Below are 20,778 nucleotides of genomic sequence, written 5' to 3'. Positions count from 1 at the left end.
CGGAAAATCGCTGCGGCGCATTCAAGCCCGAGGAACGCATAATGAAGACTCTCCTGACGCAAATCTTCACCTGGTGGAACGGCCAGACGATCGGAACGCGGTTTCACACCTGGCGTTTCGGCAAGAAGGTCGGACAGGACGAGTTGGGCAACACCTATTACGAAGGCGGCACCACCTCCTGGGGCATGCCGCGCCGTTGGGTGATCTATAACGGTTATGCCGAAGCTTCGGCCATTCCGCCCGGCTGGCATGGCTGGATGCACTACCGCACCGACGTGCCGCCGAGCCAGGAAACATATGTTCCGCGGGAATGGCAGAAGGCGCATCAGGCCAACCTTACCGGCACATCCAAGGCCTATCGCCCACAGGGATCGCTGGCGGTCGCAGGCGAGCGTCCACGCGTAACCGGCGACTACGACGCCTGGACCCCCGGCAACTGAGCAGGGCAAAATGAGCATTGCGATGCGCGGTGTTGTGCAAAACGCCGCGCTTGGCACCCGACCTCACCGGTTTTTGCCACATTCCGCCCTTACGCGTTGATCCGGTCGTCGTCCCGACACAGGCAATTTTTTGGAGACATATCGTATGAGGATATTCACGCGGGATCGTTCTTTGCGTGCGCTGACAGTCTCGCTGTTTGCAGCGGTCTCTGCTGTCATCCTCGTATCGCCCGTCTCCGCCGCCCGTCTTGAAAACCGCGTGGCAGTGTTTTCCGGCATCGACAAGATCACCGGCCGCATTACGTCTTTCGATGTCTATATCGACGAAACGGTTCAGTTCGGCGCGCTCCAGGTGACGCCTAAGGTCTGTTACTCGCGCGACCAGACGGAAGCCCAGAAGATCGATGCTTTCATCGAGGTGGATGAAATCACTCTCGACCGCAAGATAAAGCGGATTTTCACTGGCTGGATGTTCGCCGACAGCCCCGGCCTCAATGCTGTCGAGCACCCGATCTACGACGTATGGCTGACGGGCTGCAAGCAGGACTCTGAAGTTCCCGCTCCCTCAACGGCAAGCAAATAACGTTACGTTATGATTTTTAGAATTGCAGGTCTGGCTGGTTGACGGCCTGATCGAGCATTTTCGCATATTGCTGCTTCGGCACATCGATCGCGCCGAATGTCTTCAGATGCTCGGTGGTGAATTGAGTGTCGAGCAACACGAAACCGCTTGCTCTCAGCCGCTCCACCAGATGCACGAGGCAAATTTTCGAGGCGTTGGTGCGGCGGGAAAACATGCTCTCGCCGAAGAATGCGGCCCCAAGCGATACACCGTAAAGTCCGCCGACAAGTTCCTTGCCATCCCACGCCTCGACACTATGGGCATGGCCGATCTGGTGCAGTTCGGTGTAGAGTTTGCGAATTGTGGCGTTGATCCAAGTGCTCGGCCTGTCCGGCGCTTCAGCCGCACATCCTGCCATCACCGCTTCGAAAGCGGTATTGAAGCGTATCTCGAACAGCTTCTTGCGCATCGCCTTGGCGAGGCTTTTGGAAATGTGGAAATCGTTGAGCGGAATGATTCCGCGTATTTCCGGCTCGACCCAGAAAAGCTCGGGATCATCAGCCGAATCGGCCATCGGAAACAGGCCGGCGGAATAGGCGCGCAGCAATATATCGACGGTTATGCCGTTATTTTTGCTGCGCCGCCCAACCATATCTCTTAGTGAGACGCATCACCGGCCAGGTATTTTTCCAGCCAGTGAATGTCGTAATTGCCGCTGAGGATATCTTCGTTCTGAAGAAGATCCTGGAAAAGCGGGAGCGTGGTCTTGATGCCGTCGACGACGAACTCGTCCAGTGCCCGGCGCAGACGGCGGATGCATTCGTCACGGTCGCGACCGTGAACGATAAGCTTGCCGATCATGCTGTCGTAATAAGGCGGGATCTTGTAGCCCTGATAGGCACCCGAATCGACGCGCACGCCAAGGCCGCCCGGCGTATGGAAATAGGTCAACGTGCCGGGGGAGGGAACGAATGTGCGCGGGTCCTCGGCATTGATACGGCATTCGATGGCATGGCCATGGAATTCGATATCCGCCTGCGTGACCGACAGGCCCTGTCCCGAAGCAACCCTGATCTGTTCCTGCACGAGGTCCATGCCGGTGATCGCTTCCGTCACCGGATGTTCCACCTGAAGACGCGTGTTCATTTCAATGAAATAGAACTCGCCGTTTTCGTAAAGGAACTCGATGGTGCCGGCACCGCGATATTTCAGCTTGCGCATGGCGCTTGCACAAATTTCGCCGATCTTCATGCGCTGTTCAACGGTGAGGGCCGGGGAGTTCGCCTCTTCCAGCACCTTCTGGTGACGGCGCTGCAGCGAGCAATCGCGTTCGCCAAGATGAATGGCGTTGCCTTCGCCGTCGCCGAAAACCTGCACTTCGATATGACGCGGCTTGCCGAGGTATTTTTCCATATAAACGGCGTCGTTGCCGAAGGCGGCTGCCGCTTCGGAGCGGGCCGTCGAGACCGCCTCGTCGAGATCCGCTTCCGTCTTCGCTACCTTCATGCCGCGACCGCCGCCACCTGCCGTCGCCTTGATCAGGACCGGAAAGCCGATCGTCCGGGCGATTTCGAGCGCATTCTCGGGCTTCACTTCGCCGTCGGAGCCGGGAACCACGGGAATACCGAGTTCCTGCGCCGTCTGCTTGGCGGTGATCTTGTCGCCCATGAGGCGGATATGCTCTGCGGTCGGTCCGATGAAGGTAATGCCGTGCGCGTCGAGGATATCGGCGAACTTGGCGTTTTCCGACAGGAAGCCGTAACCGGGGTGAACGGCGTCCGCACCGGTGATTTCGCAGGCCGCAACGATCTGGTGGATGTTGAGGTAGCTGTCACGCGAAGGCGGCGGGCCGATGCACACACTTTCGTCGGCAAGGCGCACATGCATGGCGTCCGCGTCTGCGGTGGAATGCACGGCGACTGTCGGAATGCCAAGCTCCTTGGCAGCGCGCAGGACGCGCAGCGCAATCTCGCCGCGGTTGGCTATGAGGATCTTCGAAACCATGCTGAACCGCCTTTATTCGATGACCACGAGAGCTTCACCATACTCCACGGGCTGTGAGTCGTTGACGACGATTTCCACGACCTTGCCGGACTTCGGAGCCGGGATCTGGTTCATGGTCTTCATGGCTTCGACGATGAGGATGGTCTGGCCTTCCTTGACGGTCGCGCCCACTTCGACGAACGGACGTGCGCCCGGAGCAGGCGACAGGTAAACCGTGCCGACCATTGGCGAGGTAACGGTATTGGCCGGGTTGCGGGCAGGTGCTGCGGCGACCGCAGGTGCTGCCGGAGCGGCAACTGCCGCCGCTGCAGGGGCTGGCGCCGGTGCTGCGTAACCGGTGGGCGCTGCGGCATATACCGTGGTGGGCGGAGCGGCGCGGGAAACGCGGATACGCAGGTCTTCCTGCTCCACTTCGATTTCCGAAAGGTCGGTATCGTTGAGGATATTCGCGAGCTCGCGGATCAGTTCCTTGTCGATACCCTGTTTCTTTTCAGACATGACAAACCCTATTCTTTGTTTCTTTTTTATGCCGTGATGTTCTTCAGCGCGTGAAGCGCCATGATGTAGCCATATGGTCCGAAACCGCAGACCATGCCCTTCGCGGCGGGCGATACCATCGATTTGTGACGGAACTCTTCCCGCGCGTGGATGTTGGAAATATGCACTTCCACGACGGGCGTGGAAATCGCACGAATGGCGTCATGCAGCGCGATCGAGGTGTGGCTGTAGGCGCCGGGATTGATGACGACACCTGCCGCTCTCTCTCCCGCCTCATGCAACCAGTCCACGAGCACGCCTTCGTGGTTGGACTGGCGGAATTCCACAGCGAACCCGAGATCTGCACCAGCAGCAAGACAATCATTCTCGATGTCTTTCAGCGTCTTGCCACCATAGATACCCGGTTCCCTTTTTCCCAGCATGTTGAGATTGGGGCCGTTGATGACGATGATGATGTTGCCCATTCGTGTTTCCATAAGAAAATCAGCGACACCTATAGACTGCGCAGCCTTCAAGGAAAAGCCCCCGAAAGCCGTAAACAGCCGGCAGGCCCGGCATCCACAGGGAATGCAGCGGCTTTTTGCGGAATCAGGAGCAGGTGGCTTTTCCGCAACTGCGCATATTGGCGATTTTTTCCTTCAACGGGTCCGCACCAACAGCGCCGAAAACAGCCTCGTTGCCGACGATATAGGATGGTGTTCCTGTTATGCCGAGGCTGTTGGCGAGCTTGTAGGTTTCCTGCACCTGCGCGTCGTTGGGGTTTTCTGCCATCGATTTGCGGATGTCGGCTTCCTTGAGACCGAGCGACGTCGCGACTTCCATGGCGCTGTCTTCATTCGCCCGTCCGCGGCCGCCAAGCAAGGCGCGCTGGAATTCGGGATATTTGGCAGGCGCAAGCAGCTTGACGGCGTTGGAGACCCGATGCGCGGCGACCGATTCCGGCCCGAGGATCGGGAATTCCTTGAGCACGACGCGTACTTTCTTGTCCGTCTTCAGAATATTGTCCATGTCGCCCATGGCGCGTTTGCAATAACCGCAATTGTAATCGAAGAACTCGACCAGCGTGACGTCGCCGTCCGGATTGCCGAGCGCCAGATCGTATTTCGATTCGAAGATGGTCTTCTGGTTGTCGGCCACGGCTTCCGCCGCCTTGGCGTTGCGGGTCGCATATTGCTTGCGTTCAAGCGCGTCCTGAACTTCAAGCATGATCTCGGGGTTCTCGATCAGATATTGCTTGATGAACTCGCCCATTTCCTTCTTCTGCTTGTCATCGAGGGCATGGGCGGGCAGAGAAGCGAAAGCCGTGGAAAGGGCCGTTACGCTGGCGAGAAGGGTTGAACGGAGAAGATGCGCCATATCGGTCCTCATACTGTGCGGCCAATGCCTCATGAATGTTATGATGCAATTACCTTACTTTAAGCCAAATGCCATACGCCAAAAATAGTTGTCCGCATTATGGTCGCACGATTGTGAAGCGTGTGATTCTGGGGCAAGTCTCTGAAATACGGTTCAGGAAAGAGCATGCCCTTGATAACGATGTCGAAGCGGAGCGCAGTCGAACCCTTTCACGCCATGGATATTCTGGCGGAGGCGAACCGGCGACGGCAGGCGGGACGCCCCGTCATTTCCATGGCGGTTGGCCAGCCTTCCCATCCAGCACCGAAAGCCTCTCTGGCGGCCGCGCAGGAGGCGCTGAAGCATGGGCGGATCGGCTATACCGATGCGCTGGGCCTGCGTGAATTGCGCGAAGCGATTGCTGGCCACTACCGGCTGCGCCACCAGGTTATCGTCGATCCGGCGCGCATTGCCGTTACCACCGGGTCTTCTGCCGCTTTCAACCTCGCCTTCCTCAGCCTTTTCGATGCCGGTGATCATGTCGCGATCGCAAGGCCCGGTTATCCCGCCTATCGCAATATCTTGAAAGCGCTTGGCCTCAATGTCGTGGAAGTGCCGGTAACGGCGGAAACCGGCTATACGCTGACGCCTGCCAGCCTCGAGCGGGCGGAAACCAGGGCAGGCTGCAAGTTGAAGGGCGTGCTCCTGGCAAGCCCGGCCAACCCAACTGGCACGGTCACCGGCCGCGAAGCGCTGAAACGGCTGGCAAACTATTGTGAAAGCCGGGATATCGCCTTCATTTCCGACGAGATCTACCACGGCCTGACTTTCGTCGGCGAGGAAACGAGCGCGCTCGAACTCACCGACAATGCCGTCGTCATCAATTCCTTCTCTAAATATTATTGCATGACCGGCTGGCGCATCGGCTGGATGGTACTGCCGGAAAATCTCGTCCGTCCGGTCGAATGTCTTGCTCAGAGCCTGTATATTTCACCGCCGGAACTATCCCAGCTGGCGGCAACCGCAGCCTTTTCGGCGGCGGAGGAACTCGACGTCTACCGGGAAAGCTACCGCACGAACCGCGATTTCCTGATGACGCGCCTTCCGGAAATAGGCCTGCCGCTGGCGTCTCCCATGGATGGCGCATTTTACGCCTATGTCGATACCAGCCGCTTCTCTAATGACAGCATGGATTTCGCCAAACGCATGCTGGCGGAAATCGACGTGGCGGCGACGCCCGGCATGGATTTCGATCCAGAGGAGGGCCACAGGGCGCTGCGCATTTCCTATGCGGGTTCGGTGTCGGATATTGCCGAGGCCGTTGGGCGCATTGCTGGTTGGCTGAAATAAGCCCTTGGGTTTTTCTCCCCTTGGCGGGGATCAGGCGGGCGAACAACCGAAGGTGCTGGCAAAGGCCTTTTCACCCTTTGTGGTGAAGGTCAGCACGCGCCCGTTTCCTTGCCGCAGCCAGTCGCGCTGTTGCATGGCTTTCAGAAGCGATGCGCCGAGCCCGCCGCCGAGGTGGTGACGACGTTCGCTCCAGTCCAGGCAATGCAGGCAAACCGGGCGCCTTGCCTTTTCCAGCGGCGAAAGATCAATGCCGAAGCTCGAGAAGAAATCCCGCCCGCTATTCGTAAGTGCGGGATCGTCGCCTGACGTGACGAGACCTTTTGCGGTGATGGTGGAAAGCAATGCCACGCCACTTTCTCCGGCCAGATGATCGTAACAGATGCGCGCCTCACGAAGCGCGGTGTCCTTTGGTCCGGTACGCACGCGCACGGTCCCGGTGCGCTGCGCAAGTCCCATCAGCGCTTCAAGAACCTGCGCCACATCCGCGTCGGAAAGCCGGAAATAGCGATGTCGCCCCTGTTTTTCCGCTTTGAGCAATTGGGCGTCGGAGAGTTTTGACAGATGCCCGCTGGCGGTCTGCAGGGTCACCCCGGCGGCTTCGGCAAGCTCGCTTGCCGTCAGCGCGCGTCCGTCCATAAGCGCCGTCAATATGTTGGCGCGGGCGGGGTCGCCGATCAGGGCGGCGACATTTGCGATCAAGGGTCCGTCTTTCATAGTTCGATGATAGCCGAAGCATTGATGTGAGGCAATGGCGTAGACAGGGAAGGCAGAACACGAGGAGACCGACGATGCTGACCTGTTTCATCCGTTACGAGATCGACCCCTTCAAGGCCGATTCTTTCGATCAATATGCCCGCAACTGGGGTGAGGCGATACCGCGCTGCGGCGCCGATCTGATCGGCTATTACGCGCCGAAAGAGGGATCGAGCACTATTGCCTACGGCGTCTATAACATCGAAAACCTTGCCGCGTACGAAGCCTACCGGGCGCGACTTGCCGCCGACCCGGCAGGGCGGGAAAATTATGAATTCGCCCGGCGCGAGCAATTCATCCGCCGTGAGGACCGGCTGTTCCTGAGACTGGCATCTGCGCCGCACGGCGGAGGCGAACGATGATCGCCGTCATATTCGAGGTCTGGTCGGCTGAGGGCGAAAAACAGCATTATCTCGATATTGCCGCCAGCCTGCGCGCCGAGCTCGAAACCATCGACGGCTTCCTGTCCGTCGAACGCTTTCAGAGCATCGGCAATCCCGACAAGATGCTTTCGCTGTCATTCTTCAGGGACGAGGAGGCGGTGAAGGCATGGCGCAACACCACGTCGCATCGCGCAGCGCAGTCGCTGGGACGGTCGGCGTCTTTTGCAATTACCGCCTGCGTATCGCCACCGTGATGCGGGACTATGGTCTGGAGGAGAGGGAGGAGGCCCCGACGGACAGCAGGCAGGTCCATGCGGCGGATGATCAAGTGCGGCGTTGACGGGCCTTCAGATCAGTTTTTCTTCAAGCCGGTCCAAGGCTTTCTGGTTCGAACTCGCTGCCAAAACCCGCTATAGATGGAGCGGGTTATGGATGGAGAAGGGCTGCCACGCGGCGGTCCGCCCGATTGGACATGGAGAAAAGAACGATGTCGGCAGAAAAAGTGGCGATTGTGACGGCAGGCGGCAGCGGCATGGGGGCGGCTGTGGCGAAACGTCTAAGCGCTGATGGTTACAAGCTCGCGATCCTGTCGTCCTCCGGCAAGGGAGAGGCGCTGGCGAAGGAACTGGGCGGCATCGGCGTCACCGGCTCCAACCAGTCCAACGACGATCTCAATCGACTGGTGGAACTGACGCTCGAAAAATTCGGCCGTATCGACGTTCTCGTGAACAGTGCAGGCCATGGCCCGCGCGCCTCCATCCTCGATATCACCGATGAGCAATGGCACACGGGTCTGGATGTCTACCTGATGAACGTCATCCGCCCGACACGGATCGTGGCTCCATTCATGGTGAAACAGAAAACCGGGTCGATCATCAACATTTCGACTGCCTGGGCTTTCGAGCCGAGCAGCATGTTCCCGACTTCTGCAGTGTTCCGCGCCGGCCTTGCTTCCTACACCAAGATTTTTTCCGATACCTATGCGGTCGACAATGTGCGCATGAACAATGTTCTGCCCGGTTGGATCGATAGCCTGCCAGCCACGGAAGAGCGCCGCCAGGGTGTGCCGATGCAGCGTTACGGAACGAGCGAGGAGATAGCCGCAACCGTTGCCTTCCTCGTCTCGGAAGGTGCGGGTTACATCACCGGCCAGAACATCCGCGTCGATGGTGGTCTGACACGGTCTGTTTGACGATTGGCATATCGGGCTTCCGTCACCCCGGACTTGGTCCTTTGCCAACGCGGTCAAGTCCTTGATCGCGAGAGATTTTTTTCACGGCGCAGACGCGCCGTGGCTGGATGCCGGATCGATTACGGCATGAGATAAACCTAACATCCGCCAACAAGGCAAAACGCCCGCAACATGGTTGCGGGCGTTTTTCGTTTCAGTGTCTTCTATCAAAAGAAGCCTTTGCGCTGCCACCAGCCGCCCTTGCGCGGCTTCGGCTCGTCGCCGTCAGGGTTGGCGGGCGTGCCCGACGAGGTCACGACCGGCTCCGAACTCGAAACATTGCTGCCCCGGTTCGCGCGAACCTTTTCTTCCGTCGCCGGTGCTACCGCTTCCGAACCCAGATCGGCCGAGGCTTCACCCACTTCGTCGAGGGCGACATCGACGACGGTTTCCACAACGACTGCGGGCTCGACGATCACCGGCTCGACCGTTTCAACGGTTTTGGCTGCGACTTCAGCCTGCGGTGCCGCTTCAGCCGGCGGTACGTCTTCGGTCTTGGCCTTCGCCTTGCGGGTGCGGCGCGGTTTCTTCGGGGCTTCCGCTTCCACGACGTCGGCAACCACACCTTCCACCACTTCGGCAGCGGTAGGCTCTTCGGTTACGGATGCTGCGGCGGAAACCTCTTCGCTTTCGCCTTCCGTTTCGCCTTCTTCGCCGGACTCAGTGCCTGCGGCATCGAGAGCCTCGTCTTCAGCACGGTTGCGACGGCCGCCACGCTTGCCACGACGGCGACGCTTGCGCTTGCCTTCTTCATCAGAGCTTGCAGCTTCGTTCACACCGTTTTCATCGGCGTCGTCTGCGGCTTCATCGGTTTCGACGCCATCTTCGTCGTCCGCATCATCAGCGCCGGTGTCATCGCCAGCCTGCGCATCAACTGCACCGTTCTGGTCGTTCTGTCCGCCCTTGCCACGACGGCGACGACGACGCTTGCGCTTGCGCTTGCCGTCTTCACCATTGTCGCCCTGCTGCTGTTGCTGGCGCGGCTCGCTGGCCTGCGCCTTGACGATTTCTTCCTCTTCTTCGTCCTCTTCCACCTCAACAACGAAATCGTCTTCCTCTTCCACGAAGCTCGGGAGCATCTGGATAAGGCTTTCGATCTTCACCGGATTTTCAACCGCTTCACCACGATCGATGGCGAAATGCTGCGCACCGACGCCGGCATCGGCCGCAATGATGATCGCCACACCGAAGCGGCCTTCATAATCGACAATCGTGCCGCGCTTGTGGTTGAGCAGATAGAGAGCCGTTTCCGGCGTGCAGCGCACGGTGATGTTGTGGGTCGTGTTGCGCAGCAGATATTCCTCAACGCCGCGCAGCACGTGCAGCGCGATGGAGGATTCCGAGCGAACGTGACCCGTGCCGCCGCAATGCTGGCAGACCTGCGTGGTCGATTCCAGCACCGAAGCGCGGATGCGCTGGCGCGACATTTCCAGAAGACCGAAATGCGAGATACGGCCGACCTGGATGCGCGCCCGGTCGTTTTTCAGGCAGTCCTTGAGCTTTTTCTCGACGGAGCGGTTGTTGCGCTTTTCTTCCATGTCGATGAAGTCGATGACAACAAGACCGGCAAGGTCGCGAAGACGCAGCTGGCGAGCCACTTCTTCCGCCGCTTCCAGATTGGTCGTCAGCGCCGTTTCTTCGATGGAATGCTCGCGGGTCGAACGACCGGAGTTCACGTCGATGGCAACCAGAGCTTCCGTCTGGTTGATGATGAGGTAACCGCCCGATTTCAGCGTAACCTGCGGCTGCAGCATGCGGTCGAGCTGGGCTTCGATGCCCGAGCGCGAGAAGATCGGGTGGATGTCGCGGTAAGGCTGAACCACCTTGGCATGGCTCGGCATCAGCATCTTCATGAAGTCTTTTGCTTCACGGTAGCCTTCTTCGCCCGAAACGATGATCTCGCTGATATCCTTGTTGTAGAGATCGCGGATCGAACGCTTGATGAGCGAGCCTTCCTCGTAAACGAGGCAGGGGGCCGTGGAGTTCAATGTCAGCGTGCGGACGTTTTCCCACAGGCGCATCAGATATTCGAAGTCGCGCTTGATCTCGACGCGGGTGCGGTTGGCGCCTGCGGTACGCAGAATGACGCCCATGCCCTGCGGAACTTCCAGATCGCGCGCGATTTCCTTCAGGCGCTTGCGGTCGGTCGGCTGGGTGATCTTGCGGGAAATGCCACCGCCGCGTGCGGTATTCGGCATCAGCACGGAATAACGGCCGGCAAGCGAGAGATAGGTGGTGAGTGCGGCACCCTTGTTGCCGCGTTCTTCCTTGGCAACCTGCACGAGAAGGATCTGGCGGCGCTTGATGACTTCCTGAATGCGGTACTGCTTGCGCGGCTTGCGGGCAACGCGATCGGGAACCTCTTCCATGGCGTCTTCGGCGCCGACGGATTCGATCACTTCCTTTTCGTGATGATCGTCATCATCGTCGTCGTCATCATCGTCATTGCCACGGCGAAGACCCTCGACTTCCTCGGAAATCGTATCTGTATCGACCATGGCAGCCATTTCGCCGCCCGTGCTGCCGTCTTCTTCGGAAGAGGCCTCAGCAGTAGTGTCGGAAACGGCTTCTTCTTCCGCTACCTTCTTCTTGGCGCGGGGGCGGCGGGTACGCTTCTTCGGTGCTTCTTCCGCAACGGCCTCGACGGCCACAGCAGTCACATCTTCGGATACCTCTTCGGCAGCGGCAACGGTTTCGTCCACGACCACGGCGTCCGTCGTTTCGCTGACGGCAACGATGCCGACATCCGGCTGGTCCGCCTGCGACAGATCGACAGCCGGTGCGCCGGGCTCGGGGGCGTCAGCCGATTCGAAGTCGTCGCTGCGGCGATGATCCTCAGCTTCCGCCTTGAGGAGTGCCTGACGGTCGGCGAGCGGGATTTGGTAATAGTCAGGGTGGATTTCCGCAAAAGCGAGAAACCCGTGGCGATTTCCACCGTAATCGACGAACGCCGCCTGAAGGGAGGGCTCAACCCTCGTGACCTTGGCAAGGTAGATATTGCCGCGGATCTGTTTCTTGTGCTCCGATTCGAAGTCGAATTCCTCGATCCGGTTCCCACGGACAACGACTACGCGTGTCTCCTCTTCGTGGGAGGCGTCGATAAGCATTTTGTCTGCCATGTAAGCTGTGCTCCTCGGCGCAGCCTTGTTTTATACGAGAACAGGCCCGCCACACGGACGAGCCTTTCATATGAGTGCAAGGATGTGCCGGAAATGAAGTCTCCAGCCGGGCCTCTGTAAACTGGCAGCATCCGGACCGACGGCGAGGCGCTTGGCCTGCTCCTGGTATCCGGTTCATATGAAAACTGCTGCGACATCATTGGCCAGGCGGAACGACAATAATATATAGACCCCTTGGGGTCCGATGAATTTGCTCTCCTCAGAGCAGCGGTGGCATTGCCACCGGGTAGGTCTCCGGCCACGGCCGGAATTGATCCAGTTTCAGGATAAATGTAACGACGGCAGATGATTGCCCGTTTTGCAGCGCCAGCGTCTTTTTCGATTGGCAGCCGGCGGGCATCTATCCCGTCAACACTTTTAACCCTCATCCTTGTTGTATGTTTTCTCTGTCATAATAGCAATAGGCTGGCTAAATATGCCATATTGTTGGTGGAATTTCCGGGTTAACAATTGGTTCACCAACGCCTGCGATTGTGGGGCGCAAACGCACAAACACGTGTCCGGCGTGGCCGAAATTACGACGTTCCCGGCACTTTGCCGCACCATTTATGAAAAATGACTGAAATACGGAATTTCTTGAAGACCATGAATTTCACGCGCAGCGCAGCGATATTCGATGGGGCAGGGCCGCTTGGCGGGCGAATCGCGCGGCTTGCGGGTGCCCTTGTCTTGCCGGTTGTCTTTTCGGTCGCCGCATTCGTCTCCTGCGTTCCACAGGCCTTGGCCGTGGAGCCGCTCATCGCCAATCAGGCACGCATCATCGGCGACGAGGCGCGCACGCGCATCGTTCTCGATTTTGCCGAGGAACCGGAATTCGACATTCACTATCTCGATTCGCCCGCCCGCATCGTCGTGGACTTTCCGGCGGTGAATTTTGCGTTCCCCGCATCGGCTCTGGCGCCAACCGGCCTTTTCTCGGACATTCGCTTCGGTAGCATGGGGCAAGACAGCGCCCGCATCGTGCTGACGGCAAAAAAACCGGTTCAGGTGGCCGTTGCCGAAACCAAGAAGGGCGAGGACGGCACATCGTTCCGTTTCGTCCTTGATGCGGAGATCACCACCAAGGCCAAATTTGCTGAACTGGTGAAAGAACAGCAATGGCGCGCGCCGGCGCCGGTCTCGACAGCGGCGATCACACCTGACGACAAGACATCGCGGCAGACGGATTTCGTCATCGCTGTTGATGCCGGCCATGGGGGCATCGATGCCGGCGCTTCCGGCGGCGTAACCGGCACGGAGGAAAAGGTCATCACGCTGACCTTTGCCAAGGAACTTGTGGAGCGGATGAACCGGGAGCCCGGCATCAAGGCGTTCCTGACGCGTGATTCCGACACGTTTCTCGCTTTGTCCGAGCGGGTGACGATCGCCCGGCAGAACAATGCCAACCTGTTTATTTCATTGCACGCCGATACACTGAAGCAGAAGGGCATCCGGGGCGCGACCGTCTATACATTGTCAGACCGCGCCTCAGACCGCAGGGCGCAGGAGCTGGCCGAGCGCGAAAACAAGTCCGACCAGATTGCCGGTGTGGCAGCCTCCAGCGAGCCGCCTGAGGTGGCCGATATCCTTCTCGATTTCACCCGGCGCGAAACGCAGGCCTTTTCGGTGACGCTGGCAGAAAATATCGTATCGTCCTTCGAGGGACAGGTCGGCCTCATCAACAATCCGCATCGTTATGCCGGTTTCATGGTGCTGCGCGCCCATGACGTGCCATCGGTGTTGCTTGAACTCGGCTTTCTCTCCAATCCGGAAGATGAAAAACTGCTTCTTGATGCGGAATGGCGCAAGAAGGTCGCCGATACGCTTGCAACTGCGGTCGGACGATACCGCACCAAGGCCATGGCGAACGGCGGCTGAAGGGCCGGGCGGGCGAGCGGCGCCCCCGTTGTCGCCGTGCCCCTTGCTGCCGAAAAGCTGTTCAATTCTTGGGCCTTGCGGACGATTAGGTTGGTGAAGCCCTATTTTACTCACATTCGCCGCGTTATTGCGGAAGCGGATTCTGTGGTGATCCGCCATTGCGGCTGGAACCGCAATTGCGGCAGTCGGCCCGGTAACATATCAGCGAATGCTGTCGTTCCGGCTTGTCATCGAAGGTATGGTGTGCAAAACGGCACGCGATATGCAAGGATGCGCCCGTATCATCGGGCGTTGATGGTTACGATTCGAATTATCGGTAGCTTGGTATGATCAGACTGATTGGATATTTTTTCGGCTTGGCCAGCGTGCTATTCCTGTGCGCCGCCGCCGCCGGTGCGATTTATTTGCACGGCGTGACGAAGGACCTGCCGGATTACGCAGTTCTGAGCACTTATGAGCCGCCGGTGACGACCCGCGTGCACGCCGGCAACGGCGCGCTCATGGCGGAATACGCCCATGAAAAGCGCCTGTTCCTGCCGATCCAGGCTATCCCGGACCGTGTGAAGGCAGCTTTCCTTTCGGCGGAAGACAAGAATTTCTACAACCATCCGGGTGTGGACATCTGGGGTCTCGGCCGTGCCGTTCTCGTCAACCTCCAGAATATCGGCTCCGGCCGTCGTCCGGTCGGCGCGTCCACAATCACCCAGCAGGTGGCAAAGAACTTCCTGCTCACCAACGACCAGACCTTCGACCGCAAGCTCAAGGAAGCGCTTCTGTCCTTCCGCATTGAGCAGACCTATTCCAAGGACAAGATCCTCGAGCTTTATCTCAACGAGATTTTTTTCGGCCTGAATTCCTACGGTATCGCCGGTGCGGCACTCACCTATTTCAACAAATCGGTCACGGAACTGACGATTGCGGAAACCGCCTATCTCGCATCGCTGCCGAAGGGCCCGGCCAACTACCATCCGATCCGCCGCGAGAAGGCTGCGCTGGAACGCCGCAACTGGGTGATCGACCGCATGGCCGAGAACGGCTACATCACGGTCGGCGATGCCGAGGACGCAAAGAAGCAGCCGCTTGGCGTCAATCTGCGCCGTGGCGGCGCGCATATCTTCGCGTCTGACTATTTCGCCGAGGAAGTCCGCCGCCAGATCGTCGAGAAATACGGCGAGCAGGCGCTTCTTGAAGGCGGCCTTTCGGTTCGCACCTCTTTCGATCCGCAGATCCAGATGGAGGCGCGCAAGGCGCTTCAGGACGGTCTGGTGCAATATGACGAGCGTCGCGGTTTCCGTGGACCCGTCGAAAAGATCGAGACAACCGGTGACTGGACTGCGGCGCTCGCCAAGGTAAAGGGCCTTCGCGACGTTCCCGAATGGAAGATCGCAGTTGTCCTCGCCGTTGCTGCCGATGGCATCGATATTGGCGTGCAGGTCGATCCCGATGCCGAGGATGGCGACAAGCGCACACGCGGCCATATCTCCGCTGAAAACATGCGTTGGGCCTATCGCGATGCCACAGGCAAAAAGCCGACGGCTAAGTCGCCGGTTGGCGTTCTGGCTGTTGGTGACGTCGTTTACGCACAGCCGCTGTCCGGTTCCGGCAACGAATATCGTCTGCGCCAGCCCCCGAAGGTGCAGGGCGGCATGATGGTGATGGATCCGCACACTGGCCGCGTTCTGGCCATGGTCGGCGGCTTCTCCTATGCGCAATCGGAATTCAACCGCGCCACGCAGGCGATGCGCCAGCCCGGCTCCTCCTTCAAGCCGTTCATCTATGCGGCTGCACTCGACAACGGCTATACCCCGGCCTCGGTCATTCTCGACGCGCCAATCGAGGTTGTTTCGGGCGGCCAGGTCTGGAAGCCGCAGAATTACGGCGGGGGTTCCGCCGGTCCTTCGACCCTGCGTCTCGGCATCGAAAAATCCCGTAACCTCATGACAGTGCGTCTGGCGCAGGACATGGGCATGAATCTGGTCGCTGAATATGCCGAACGCTTCGGCATCTACGACAAGATGCCGCCGCTTCTGGCAATGTCGCTCGGTTCGGGTGAAACAACCATCATGCGCATGGTCTCGGCCTATTCTGTGATCGCCAATGGCGGCAAGCAGATCAAGCCGACGCTGATCGACCGCATCCAGGACCGTTACGGCAAGACGATCTTCCGGCATGAGGAGCGTGCCTGCGAGGGCTGCAACGCCACCAGCTGGCAAAATCAGGACGAGCCGGTCATCGTTGATAACCGCGAGCAGGTTCTCGACCCGATGACCGCTTACCAGACGACCTCCATGCTTGAAGGTGTCGTGCAGCGCGGCACGGCGGCGGGCAAGATCAAGGTCGATCTGCCGGTTGCTGGCAAGACGGGCACCACCAACGATGAAAAGGACGCCTGGTTCGTCGGTTACACGCCGGACATGGTTGCCGGTCTTTATATCGGCTTCGATTCGCCCGCACCGCTTGGGCGCGGCGGCACCGGTGGTTCGCTGTCGGCACCGATCTTCGGCGAGTTCATCGCCGATGCGGCCAAGCACCTTGAACCGAGCAAGTTCATCGTGCCTGAAGGCATGAAGTTCATCGCCGTCAACCGCAAGACCGGCATGGCCGCTTCGGAAGGCGAACCTGATACGATCATGGAAGCCTTCAAGCCGGGCACCGGCCCGGCCGATACCTTCTCGGTGATCGGCGCGGAAGGCATGTCGCAGGAGGATATTCTGAAGACCTCGCCACAGGCCCAGCAGGCCATCACCGGCGGTGGCGGCGGTCTTTATTGATACCAGTCTTATGTTTGGCGGGGGGCGCGGGTCTTTACATCCGCGCCCCCCGCATTTATTTGAGCTACCAGTTTAATTGAAGGCGAAGAACCAGCGAAATGCGCAATGAAATTGTGAACGTAGTCGACGAAATCAAGCAGGCCATAAGCCTGCTGAGGAGGCATCTTTGACTGGGACCAGGCGATAAGACGACTGGACTGGTTGAATAACAAGGCAGAGGACCCGACCCTCTGGAACGATGCCACCGAAGCGCAGAAATTGATGCGCGAGCGCCAGCAGCTGGATGACAGCATCAATGGCGTGAAGGCGCTTGAGCAGCAGCTCAAGGACAATGTCGAGCTGATAGAACTAGGCGAGATGGAAGGCGACGACGAGATTGTCAAGGACGCCGAAGATGCGCTGAAGGCGCTGAGGAGCGAGGCGAACCGCCGTCAGGTGGAAGCCATGCTTTCCGGTGAAGCTGATAGCAACGATACCTATCTCGAAGTTCATTCCGGCGCCGGCGGTACGGAAAGCCAGGACTGGGCCAACATGCTGCTGCGCATGTATACCCGCTGGGCTGACCGCGAAGGCTTCAAGGTTGAAGTGCTGGAAGTTCATGACGGTGAAGAGGCCGGCATCAAGTCCGCGACGATCCTCGTCAAGGGCCACAATGCCTTCGGCTGGCTGAAGACGGAATCAGGCGTACACCGCCTCGTCCGCATATCGCCCTATGACAGCAATGCGCGTCGCCACACATCGTTCTCCTCCGTCTGGGTTTACCCGGTGGTCGATGATTCGATCCAGATCGACATCAACGAGAGCGATTGCCGCATCGATACCTATCGTTCGTCCGGTGCAGGCGGCCAGCACGTCAACACCACCGATTCGGCCGTGCGTATTACCCACATACCGACCGGTATTGCCGTGGCCTGCCAGCAGGAGCGTTCCCAGCACAAGAACCGCGCCAAGGCGTGGGACATGCTGCGCGCCCGTCTCTACGAGGTGGAACTGCAAAAGCGGGAAGATGCGGCAAACGCTCAGGCCGCATCCAAGACGGATATCGGCTGGGGCCACCAGATCCGTTCCTACGTTCTGCAACCCTACCAGTTGATCAAGGACCTGCGCACCGGCGTGGAAAGCACCGCACCCGGCAACGTGCTGGATGGCGATCTGAACCAGTTCATGGAAGCGGCCCTCGCGCACCGCATCAGCGGCGGCGCAGACGTGGAAGTGGCTGATATCGACTGACGCGCCACAGCGTCGCTTGAAAAAATCACCCCTCGCAAACCCATTGCGAGGGGTTTTTCGTTGGAGGAGATGCATGAAACAGGCGCTTTACATCGTCGACGTTCAGCCGAGCTTCAATCCGCCGGCTGCGCTTGTGGCGGACATATCCGTGCTGGCCGCCACCATGCCAAGCGTTGCCAGCGTCGAGCGCCATAATGAAAGCGTCACACCTTTCGAGCGGCAACTCGGCTGGAAGCCGGGCAGGGACGACTGCTCGCTGGTTGCGGCGGACTGGATTTTCATAAAGCACGGCTACGCTCCGCCAAGGGCGGCTATCGACCACCTCCTGTCTCTAAAGCTCGACAGGGTGCTGGTCTGCGGCATTCAGGCCGATACCTGCGTGCTGGCTGCGGGTTTTGCCCTGTTCGATGCGGGGCTTCATCCCACGCTTCTGCCGTGGCTGACGGTGGGCTCCAGCCTCGATCGCAGCGGCGAACTCGGCGCCAGACTATGGAAACATCATTTCGGTGCGATTCTGGCCGGGCCGCATGAGCTTAACGCGTAGAGAGGTTCCAGTAAAACTGCGTATAATCCACGAGGTAGAGAACCTCCAACGATTCCGTTCAAACCGACGTTCTCTCGCCCTCAGTTCGAGGCCTTTTCGATCTTCATCTCGCCGAGTTCGTCGATCAGGATCGTCCAGCTTTCCGCTTCCCTGATCTGCGGATCGGTTTTCAGATAGACGGTCACGAACAGGCCGGGCGAGGCCGATGCACCGTTTGAGCTTTCGGGGCGAATATCCGTGACGTAGGACTTCATCTGGTTGAACTCTTCCAGCTCGATGTTTTCGAGAAGGTTCGGTCCGTTTGCGGTAGTGGCGATGCGCTGCAGATAGACTTTAGCGGTGCCATCGCCCTGGCGGATTGCAACCACCTTGTAATAACCGCGCGAGGGTGTCGCTGGCGGCGGCCGCAACTGGCCGTCAGGACCTTTCACCGGCTCAAGATTATGCTCTTCCCACATGCCGCTGCTGACAACGAAGATCGCCGATACCGGCAAGTTGTCGATGGCCTCCGTTTGCGCCCGCACGGGAAGCGCTGTGGCGGCGAAAATGAGGGCGGCGAGAAGAGGTTTTTTCAGGGGCATGGCCATCATCAGTGGTTGGTGTCAATTGTTGAATTGTTCGGCGAGTACGCGGTCTGACCATGAACGGTCTGGGTCCGAGAGAATTCTGGCCGTCCTATCCTGCGATTGCGCAATCCGCACATGCCGTACGGATTTCACCTCCGTATGGTCGGCGACCGCGTTCACCGGACGCTTGTCGCGCTCCAGAACGTGAATATCGACCGTCACCTTGTTGGGTAAAAGTGCGCCGCGCCAACGCCTTGGCCGGAAGGCGCTGACGGGTGTGAGCGCCAGCAGCGGTGATTCCAACGGCAGGATCGGTCCATGGGCTGAGAAGTTATAAGCTGTTGACCCCGCCGGTGTCGCAACCATCATGCCGTCGCAAATCAATTCTTCAAGCCGCGTCTTGCCGTCCACCTCGACACGAAGCTTGGCGGCCTGATGCGATTGCCGGAACAGGCTGACCTCGTTCATGGCAAGCGCCGTAAATTCATCGCCGTCGGAATCCGTCGTCGTCATGCGCAGCGGATGAAAATCATTGCCGGTCGCCACCGCAATACGCTCGACCAGGCCGTCTACCCGGTAGTCGTTCATCAGAAAGCCGACCGATCCCCGGTTCATGCCATAGACCCGCTTGCCGGAATTCATCGTTTCGTTGAGAATTTGCAGCATGAAGCCATCGCCGCCGAGCGCCACGATCACTTCCGCCTCGTCGAAGGGTGTGTTGCCGTAAGCGCCTTTCAGCTCCTCCAGCGCCCTCTGCGCCTCCTCGGTTGCGGAGGCCACGAAGGATAGTGAACAGTTAGAATGCGACATTCGCTTCCCTCGGCAACGACGCATACCGGAATCGATATGCGGACGATGCTGTAACCTGTTGAAGCAGCTCATAATCTCCAAACGTCGATAAAACGGTCGATCGCAAGCCACAAGACGCATCCTTGGTACATGAAGACGGCAGCAGGCGACAAGGCCTTTCCGGCGGACAGGCGTTCGCAGCAGGCGGGTTTGCCCGCGTGCGGTCCACAGCTTCTTGGTTTCCGGCCTTCGACAAGGGTTGCGATGCGGCGCGACGTGAGGCAACTTGCGCGAAACAAGCGGAACGGCGAGTGGCAGGAGACGGGCGTGGTGCTGAATTACAATATCTACGATGTCTTTACCGAGACCAAAATGGCGGGAAATCCGCTGGCAGTCATGTATGACGCGGATGGCCTCGACCAAGTGACGATGCAGGCGATAGCCAGAGAAATGAACCTCTCCGAGACCGTTTTCGTCAACCGCTCGGGCAACCCGGCCCACGCGGCTTCGCTGCGTATCTTCACGCCTTCGGGCGAGTTGCCTTTCGCAGGCCACCCGACTGTTGGCGCAGCGATCGCGATAGCCGAGCGCAATCGCAATGAAGGTGACGACGATATCGATATGGTCTGTGTGCTGGAGGAAAAGGTGGGTCCGGTCCGCTGTGCGGTGAAAATGCGCGCCGGTGCGGTCAGCTTCGCCGAATTCGACCTGCCGCGCAAATCGTCCCGCGTCACCCTGCCGCTCGATCATACCGCACTTGCCGATGCGCTGGGCGTGAGCGAAGGCCATCTCGGCTTTGAGAACCACGTACCGTCGATCTGGACGGCCGGTGTGCCGTTCCTGCTCGTGCCGCTGCACAATATTGCCGCTATCAGCGAAATGGATTTCGACGCCAATCTCTGGCTGCGCACCGCACCGCTGGTGGAGGGGCGCCTGACGGCGGCCTATATCTACTGTCGCGGCGGCGTCAATCACGCGGCAAAGTTCCATGCCCGCATGTTTTCCCCGGAAATGGGGATTTCGGAAGACCCCGCCACCGGTTCCGCCGCCGCCGCCCTTTCCGGTGCAATCCATCATTTCGACGGCCTGACAGACGGTCACTATCCGCTCTTGATAGAGCAGGGCGTGGAGATGGAACGTCCTTCCCACATCCATCTGCGCATGGACATCAAGGACAACGAAATCGCCCGCGCCCGCATCGGTGGCCACGCGGTCCGGGTAGCATCGGGTACGTTCGAGATCTGATTTCAACGTGAGCGACTGAACTACAGTCGAAAAGCTACCTG

General features: G+C 59.1%; 19 protein-coding genes and 1 pseudogene. 11 read left to right on the top strand and 9 right to left on the bottom strand.

Annotated elements, in window-relative coordinates; translation table 11 throughout:
• Positions 1–41: 41 nt before the first annotated feature.
• Both J5276_RS08150 and J5276_RS08145 read left to right on the top strand, forming a co-directional pair.
• Entirely contained in the window at positions 42–440 is a 399-nt protein-coding gene (locus J5276_RS08150) for an NADH:ubiquinone oxidoreductase subunit NDUFA12 (RefSeq protein ID WP_013635978.1), read from the top strand.
• A 145-nt stretch (positions 441–585) separates the two neighbouring features.
• Entirely contained in the window at positions 586–1,023 is a 438-nt protein-coding gene (locus J5276_RS08145; RefSeq protein WP_013635979.1) for a DUF2155 domain-containing protein, read from the top strand.
• Positions 1,024–1,039: 16 nt separating this feature from the next.
• Here J5276_RS08145 and aat read toward each other — a convergent pair whose 3' ends face one another.
• The 5 genes from aat to J5276_RS08120 form a co-directional block, all read right to left on the bottom strand.
• Positions 1,040–1,654, bottom strand: a complete 615-nt coding sequence (gene aat, locus J5276_RS08140; RefSeq protein WP_112154928.1) for a leucyl/phenylalanyl-tRNA--protein transferase — start codon at positions 1,652–1,654, stop codon at positions 1,040–1,042.
• A gap of 5 nt (positions 1,655–1,659) precedes the next feature.
• Positions 1,660–3,006, bottom strand: coding sequence for an acetyl-CoA carboxylase biotin carboxylase subunit (gene accC / locus J5276_RS08135; RefSeq protein WP_013635980.1), 1,347 nt, complete (start codon positions 3,004–3,006; stop codon positions 1,660–1,662).
• Positions 3,007–3,018: 12 nt separating this feature from the next.
• Positions 3,019–3,504: an acetyl-CoA carboxylase biotin carboxyl carrier protein gene (gene accB / locus J5276_RS08130; protein ID WP_003512759.1), complete on the bottom strand. Its 486-nt coding sequence runs from the start codon at positions 3,502–3,504 to the stop codon at positions 3,019–3,021.
• Positions 3,505–3,530: 26 nt separating this feature from the next.
• Positions 3,531–3,968: a type II 3-dehydroquinate dehydratase gene (aroQ, locus tag J5276_RS08125; RefSeq protein WP_019565501.1), complete on the bottom strand. Its 438-nt coding sequence runs from the start codon at positions 3,966–3,968 to the stop codon at positions 3,531–3,533.
• Positions 3,969–4,092: 124 nt separating this feature from the next.
• The gene (locus tag J5276_RS08120; RefSeq protein ID WP_111783121.1) at positions 4,093–4,860 is read right to left on the bottom strand and encodes a DsbA family protein; all 768 of its coding nucleotides are present in this window, start codon (positions 4,858–4,860) and stop codon (positions 4,093–4,095) included.
• A gap of 171 nt (positions 4,861–5,031) precedes the next feature.
• On the opposite strand from J5276_RS08120, the gene J5276_RS08115 reads away from it, so the two are divergent.
• A complete protein-coding gene (locus J5276_RS08115; RefSeq protein ID WP_025593298.1) occupies positions 5,032–6,189 on the top strand; it encodes a pyridoxal phosphate-dependent aminotransferase in 1,158 nt (385 codons plus the stop codon).
• A 30-nt stretch (positions 6,190–6,219) separates the two neighbouring features.
• On the opposite strand, the gene J5276_RS08110 is transcribed toward J5276_RS08115, so the two are convergent.
• Entirely contained in the window at positions 6,220–6,903 is a 684-nt protein-coding gene (locus J5276_RS08110) for a helix-turn-helix transcriptional regulator (protein WP_112154927.1), read from the bottom strand.
• 74 nt (positions 6,904–6,977) lie between these two features.
• Here J5276_RS08110 and J5276_RS08105 point away from each other — a divergent pair, with 74 nt between their 5' ends.
• From J5276_RS08105 to J5276_RS08095, 3 genes and pseudogenes are all read left to right on the top strand, one after another.
• Entirely contained in the window at positions 6,978–7,304 is a 327-nt protein-coding gene (locus J5276_RS08105; RefSeq protein WP_065704670.1) for an NIPSNAP family protein, read from the top strand.
• Positions 7,301–7,665, top strand: a pseudogene (locus J5276_RS08100) (antibiotic biosynthesis monooxygenase). The gene J5276_RS08105 and the pseudogene J5276_RS08100 overlap by 4 nt, the downstream one beginning before the upstream one ends.
• A 147-nt stretch (positions 7,666–7,812) precedes the next feature.
• Complete coding sequence (locus J5276_RS08095; RefSeq protein ID WP_112154926.1) at positions 7,813–8,517, top strand: SDR family oxidoreductase; 705 nt, start codon at positions 7,813–7,815, stop codon at positions 8,515–8,517.
• Positions 8,518–8,723: 206 nt separating this feature from the next.
• On the opposite strand, the gene J5276_RS08090 is transcribed toward J5276_RS08095, so the two are convergent.
• Positions 8,724–11,675: a ribonuclease E/G gene (locus tag J5276_RS08090; RefSeq protein WP_112154925.1), complete on the bottom strand. Its 2,952-nt coding sequence runs from the start codon at positions 11,673–11,675 to the stop codon at positions 8,724–8,726.
• Between the two features lie 645 nt (positions 11,676–12,320).
• On the opposite strand from J5276_RS08090, the gene J5276_RS08085 reads away from it, so the two are divergent.
• The 4 genes from J5276_RS08085 to J5276_RS08070 all read left to right on the top strand — a co-directional run bounded on the left by J5276_RS08085 (position 12,321) and on the right by J5276_RS08070 (position 18,137).
• Positions 12,321–13,592 carry an N-acetylmuramoyl-L-alanine amidase gene (locus tag J5276_RS08085; protein ID WP_112154977.1) on the top strand — a complete coding sequence of 424 codons (1,272 nt, stop codon included), beginning with the start codon at positions 12,321–12,323 and terminating at the stop codon, positions 13,590–13,592.
• Between the two features lie 326 nt (positions 13,593–13,918).
• On the top strand, positions 13,919–16,363 hold the full coding sequence (locus J5276_RS08080) for a penicillin-binding protein 1A (RefSeq protein ID WP_003512768.1): 2,445 nt from the start codon (positions 13,919–13,921) through the stop codon (positions 16,361–16,363).
• Between the two features lie 98 nt (positions 16,364–16,461).
• Positions 16,462–17,593 (top strand): peptide chain release factor 2 gene (gene prfB / locus J5276_RS08075; protein WP_097102382.1). Its coding sequence is split into 2 segments (ribosomal slippage): positions 16,462–16,530 and positions 16,532–17,593, totalling 1,131 coding nucleotides; the frame shifts between segments, so codons are not numbered across the junction.
• 73 nt (positions 17,594–17,666) lie between these two features.
• Positions 17,667–18,137, top strand: a complete 471-nt coding sequence (locus J5276_RS08070) for a cysteine hydrolase family protein (RefSeq protein ID WP_065704656.1) — start codon at positions 17,667–17,669, stop codon at positions 18,135–18,137.
• 80 nt (positions 18,138–18,217) lie between these two features.
• Here the strand turns inward: J5276_RS08070 and J5276_RS08065 are convergent, their stop codons facing one another.
• Both J5276_RS08065 and J5276_RS08060 read right to left on the bottom strand, forming a co-directional pair.
• Positions 18,218–18,718, bottom strand: a complete 501-nt coding sequence (locus J5276_RS08065) for a hypothetical protein (protein WP_065704965.1) — start codon at positions 18,716–18,718, stop codon at positions 18,218–18,220.
• Between the two features lie 21 nt (positions 18,719–18,739).
• Complete coding sequence (locus J5276_RS08060; RefSeq protein ID WP_003512774.1) at positions 18,740–19,513, bottom strand: NAD kinase; 774 nt, start codon at positions 19,511–19,513, stop codon at positions 18,740–18,742.
• Between the two features lie 306 nt (positions 19,514–19,819).
• Between J5276_RS08060 and J5276_RS08055 the strand changes: the two genes are divergently transcribed.
• Positions 19,820–20,737, top strand: coding sequence for a PhzF family phenazine biosynthesis protein (locus J5276_RS08055; protein WP_035251764.1), 918 nt, complete (start codon positions 19,820–19,822; stop codon positions 20,735–20,737).
• Positions 20,738–20,778 lie beyond the last annotated feature (41 nt).

Origin of the sequence: Agrobacterium sp. S7/73 (assembly GCF_019355535.1) — a bacterium.
In the GTDB taxonomy this organism is placed as follows: Bacteria; Pseudomonadota; Alphaproteobacteria; order Rhizobiales; family Rhizobiaceae; genus Agrobacterium; species Agrobacterium tumefaciens.
Note: the sequence above shows the minus strand (reverse complement) of the source record. Positions and strands in the feature narration are given on the sequence as shown.

Bases quoted from the DNA above. Each gene is read 5' to 3' on its own strand.
- J5276_RS08150 (WP_013635978.1), top strand. From the start codon at position 42: ATGAAGACTCTCCTGACGCAAATCTTCACCTGGTGGAACGGCCAGACG.
- J5276_RS08145 (WP_013635979.1), top strand. From the start codon at position 586: ATGAGGATATTCACGCGGGATCGTTCTTTGCGTGCGCTGACAGTCTCG.
- aat (WP_112154928.1), bottom strand. From the start codon at position 1,654: ATGGTTGGGCGGCGCAGCAAAAATAACGGCATAACCGTCGATATATTG.
- accC (WP_013635980.1), bottom strand. From the start codon at position 3,006: ATGGTTTCGAAGATCCTCATAGCCAACCGCGGCGAGATTGCGCTGCGC.
- accB (WP_003512759.1), bottom strand. From the start codon at position 3,504: ATGTCTGAAAAGAAACAGGGTATCGACAAGGAACTGATCCGCGAGCTC.
- aroQ (WP_019565501.1), bottom strand. From the start codon at position 3,968: ATGGGCAACATCATCATCGTCATCAACGGCCCCAATCTCAACATGCTG.
- J5276_RS08120 (WP_111783121.1), bottom strand. From the start codon at position 4,860: ATGGCGCATCTTCTCCGTTCAACCCTTCTCGCCAGCGTAACGGCCCTT.
- J5276_RS08110 (WP_112154927.1), bottom strand. From the start codon at position 6,903: ATGAAAGACGGACCCTTGATCGCAAATGTCGCCGCCCTGATCGGCGAC.
- J5276_RS08105 (WP_065704670.1), top strand. From the start codon at position 6,978: ATGCTGACCTGTTTCATCCGTTACGAGATCGACCCCTTCAAGGCCGAT.
- J5276_RS08095 (WP_112154926.1), top strand. From the start codon at position 7,813: ATGTCGGCAGAAAAAGTGGCGATTGTGACGGCAGGCGGCAGCGGCATG.
- J5276_RS08090 (WP_112154925.1), bottom strand. From the start codon at position 11,675: ATGGCAGACAAAATGCTTATCGACGCCTCCCACGAAGAGGAGACACGC.
- J5276_RS08085 (WP_112154977.1), top strand. From the start codon at position 12,321: ATGAATTTCACGCGCAGCGCAGCGATATTCGATGGGGCAGGGCCGCTT.
- J5276_RS08080 (WP_003512768.1), top strand. From the start codon at position 13,919: ATGATCAGACTGATTGGATATTTTTTCGGCTTGGCCAGCGTGCTATTC.
- J5276_RS08070 (WP_065704656.1), top strand. From the start codon at position 17,667: ATGAAACAGGCGCTTTACATCGTCGACGTTCAGCCGAGCTTCAATCCG.
- J5276_RS08065 (WP_065704965.1), bottom strand. From the start codon at position 18,718: ATGCCCCTGAAAAAACCTCTTCTCGCCGCCCTCATTTTCGCCGCCACA.
- J5276_RS08060 (WP_003512774.1), bottom strand. From the start codon at position 19,513: ATGTCGCATTCTAACTGTTCACTATCCTTCGTGGCCTCCGCAACCGAG.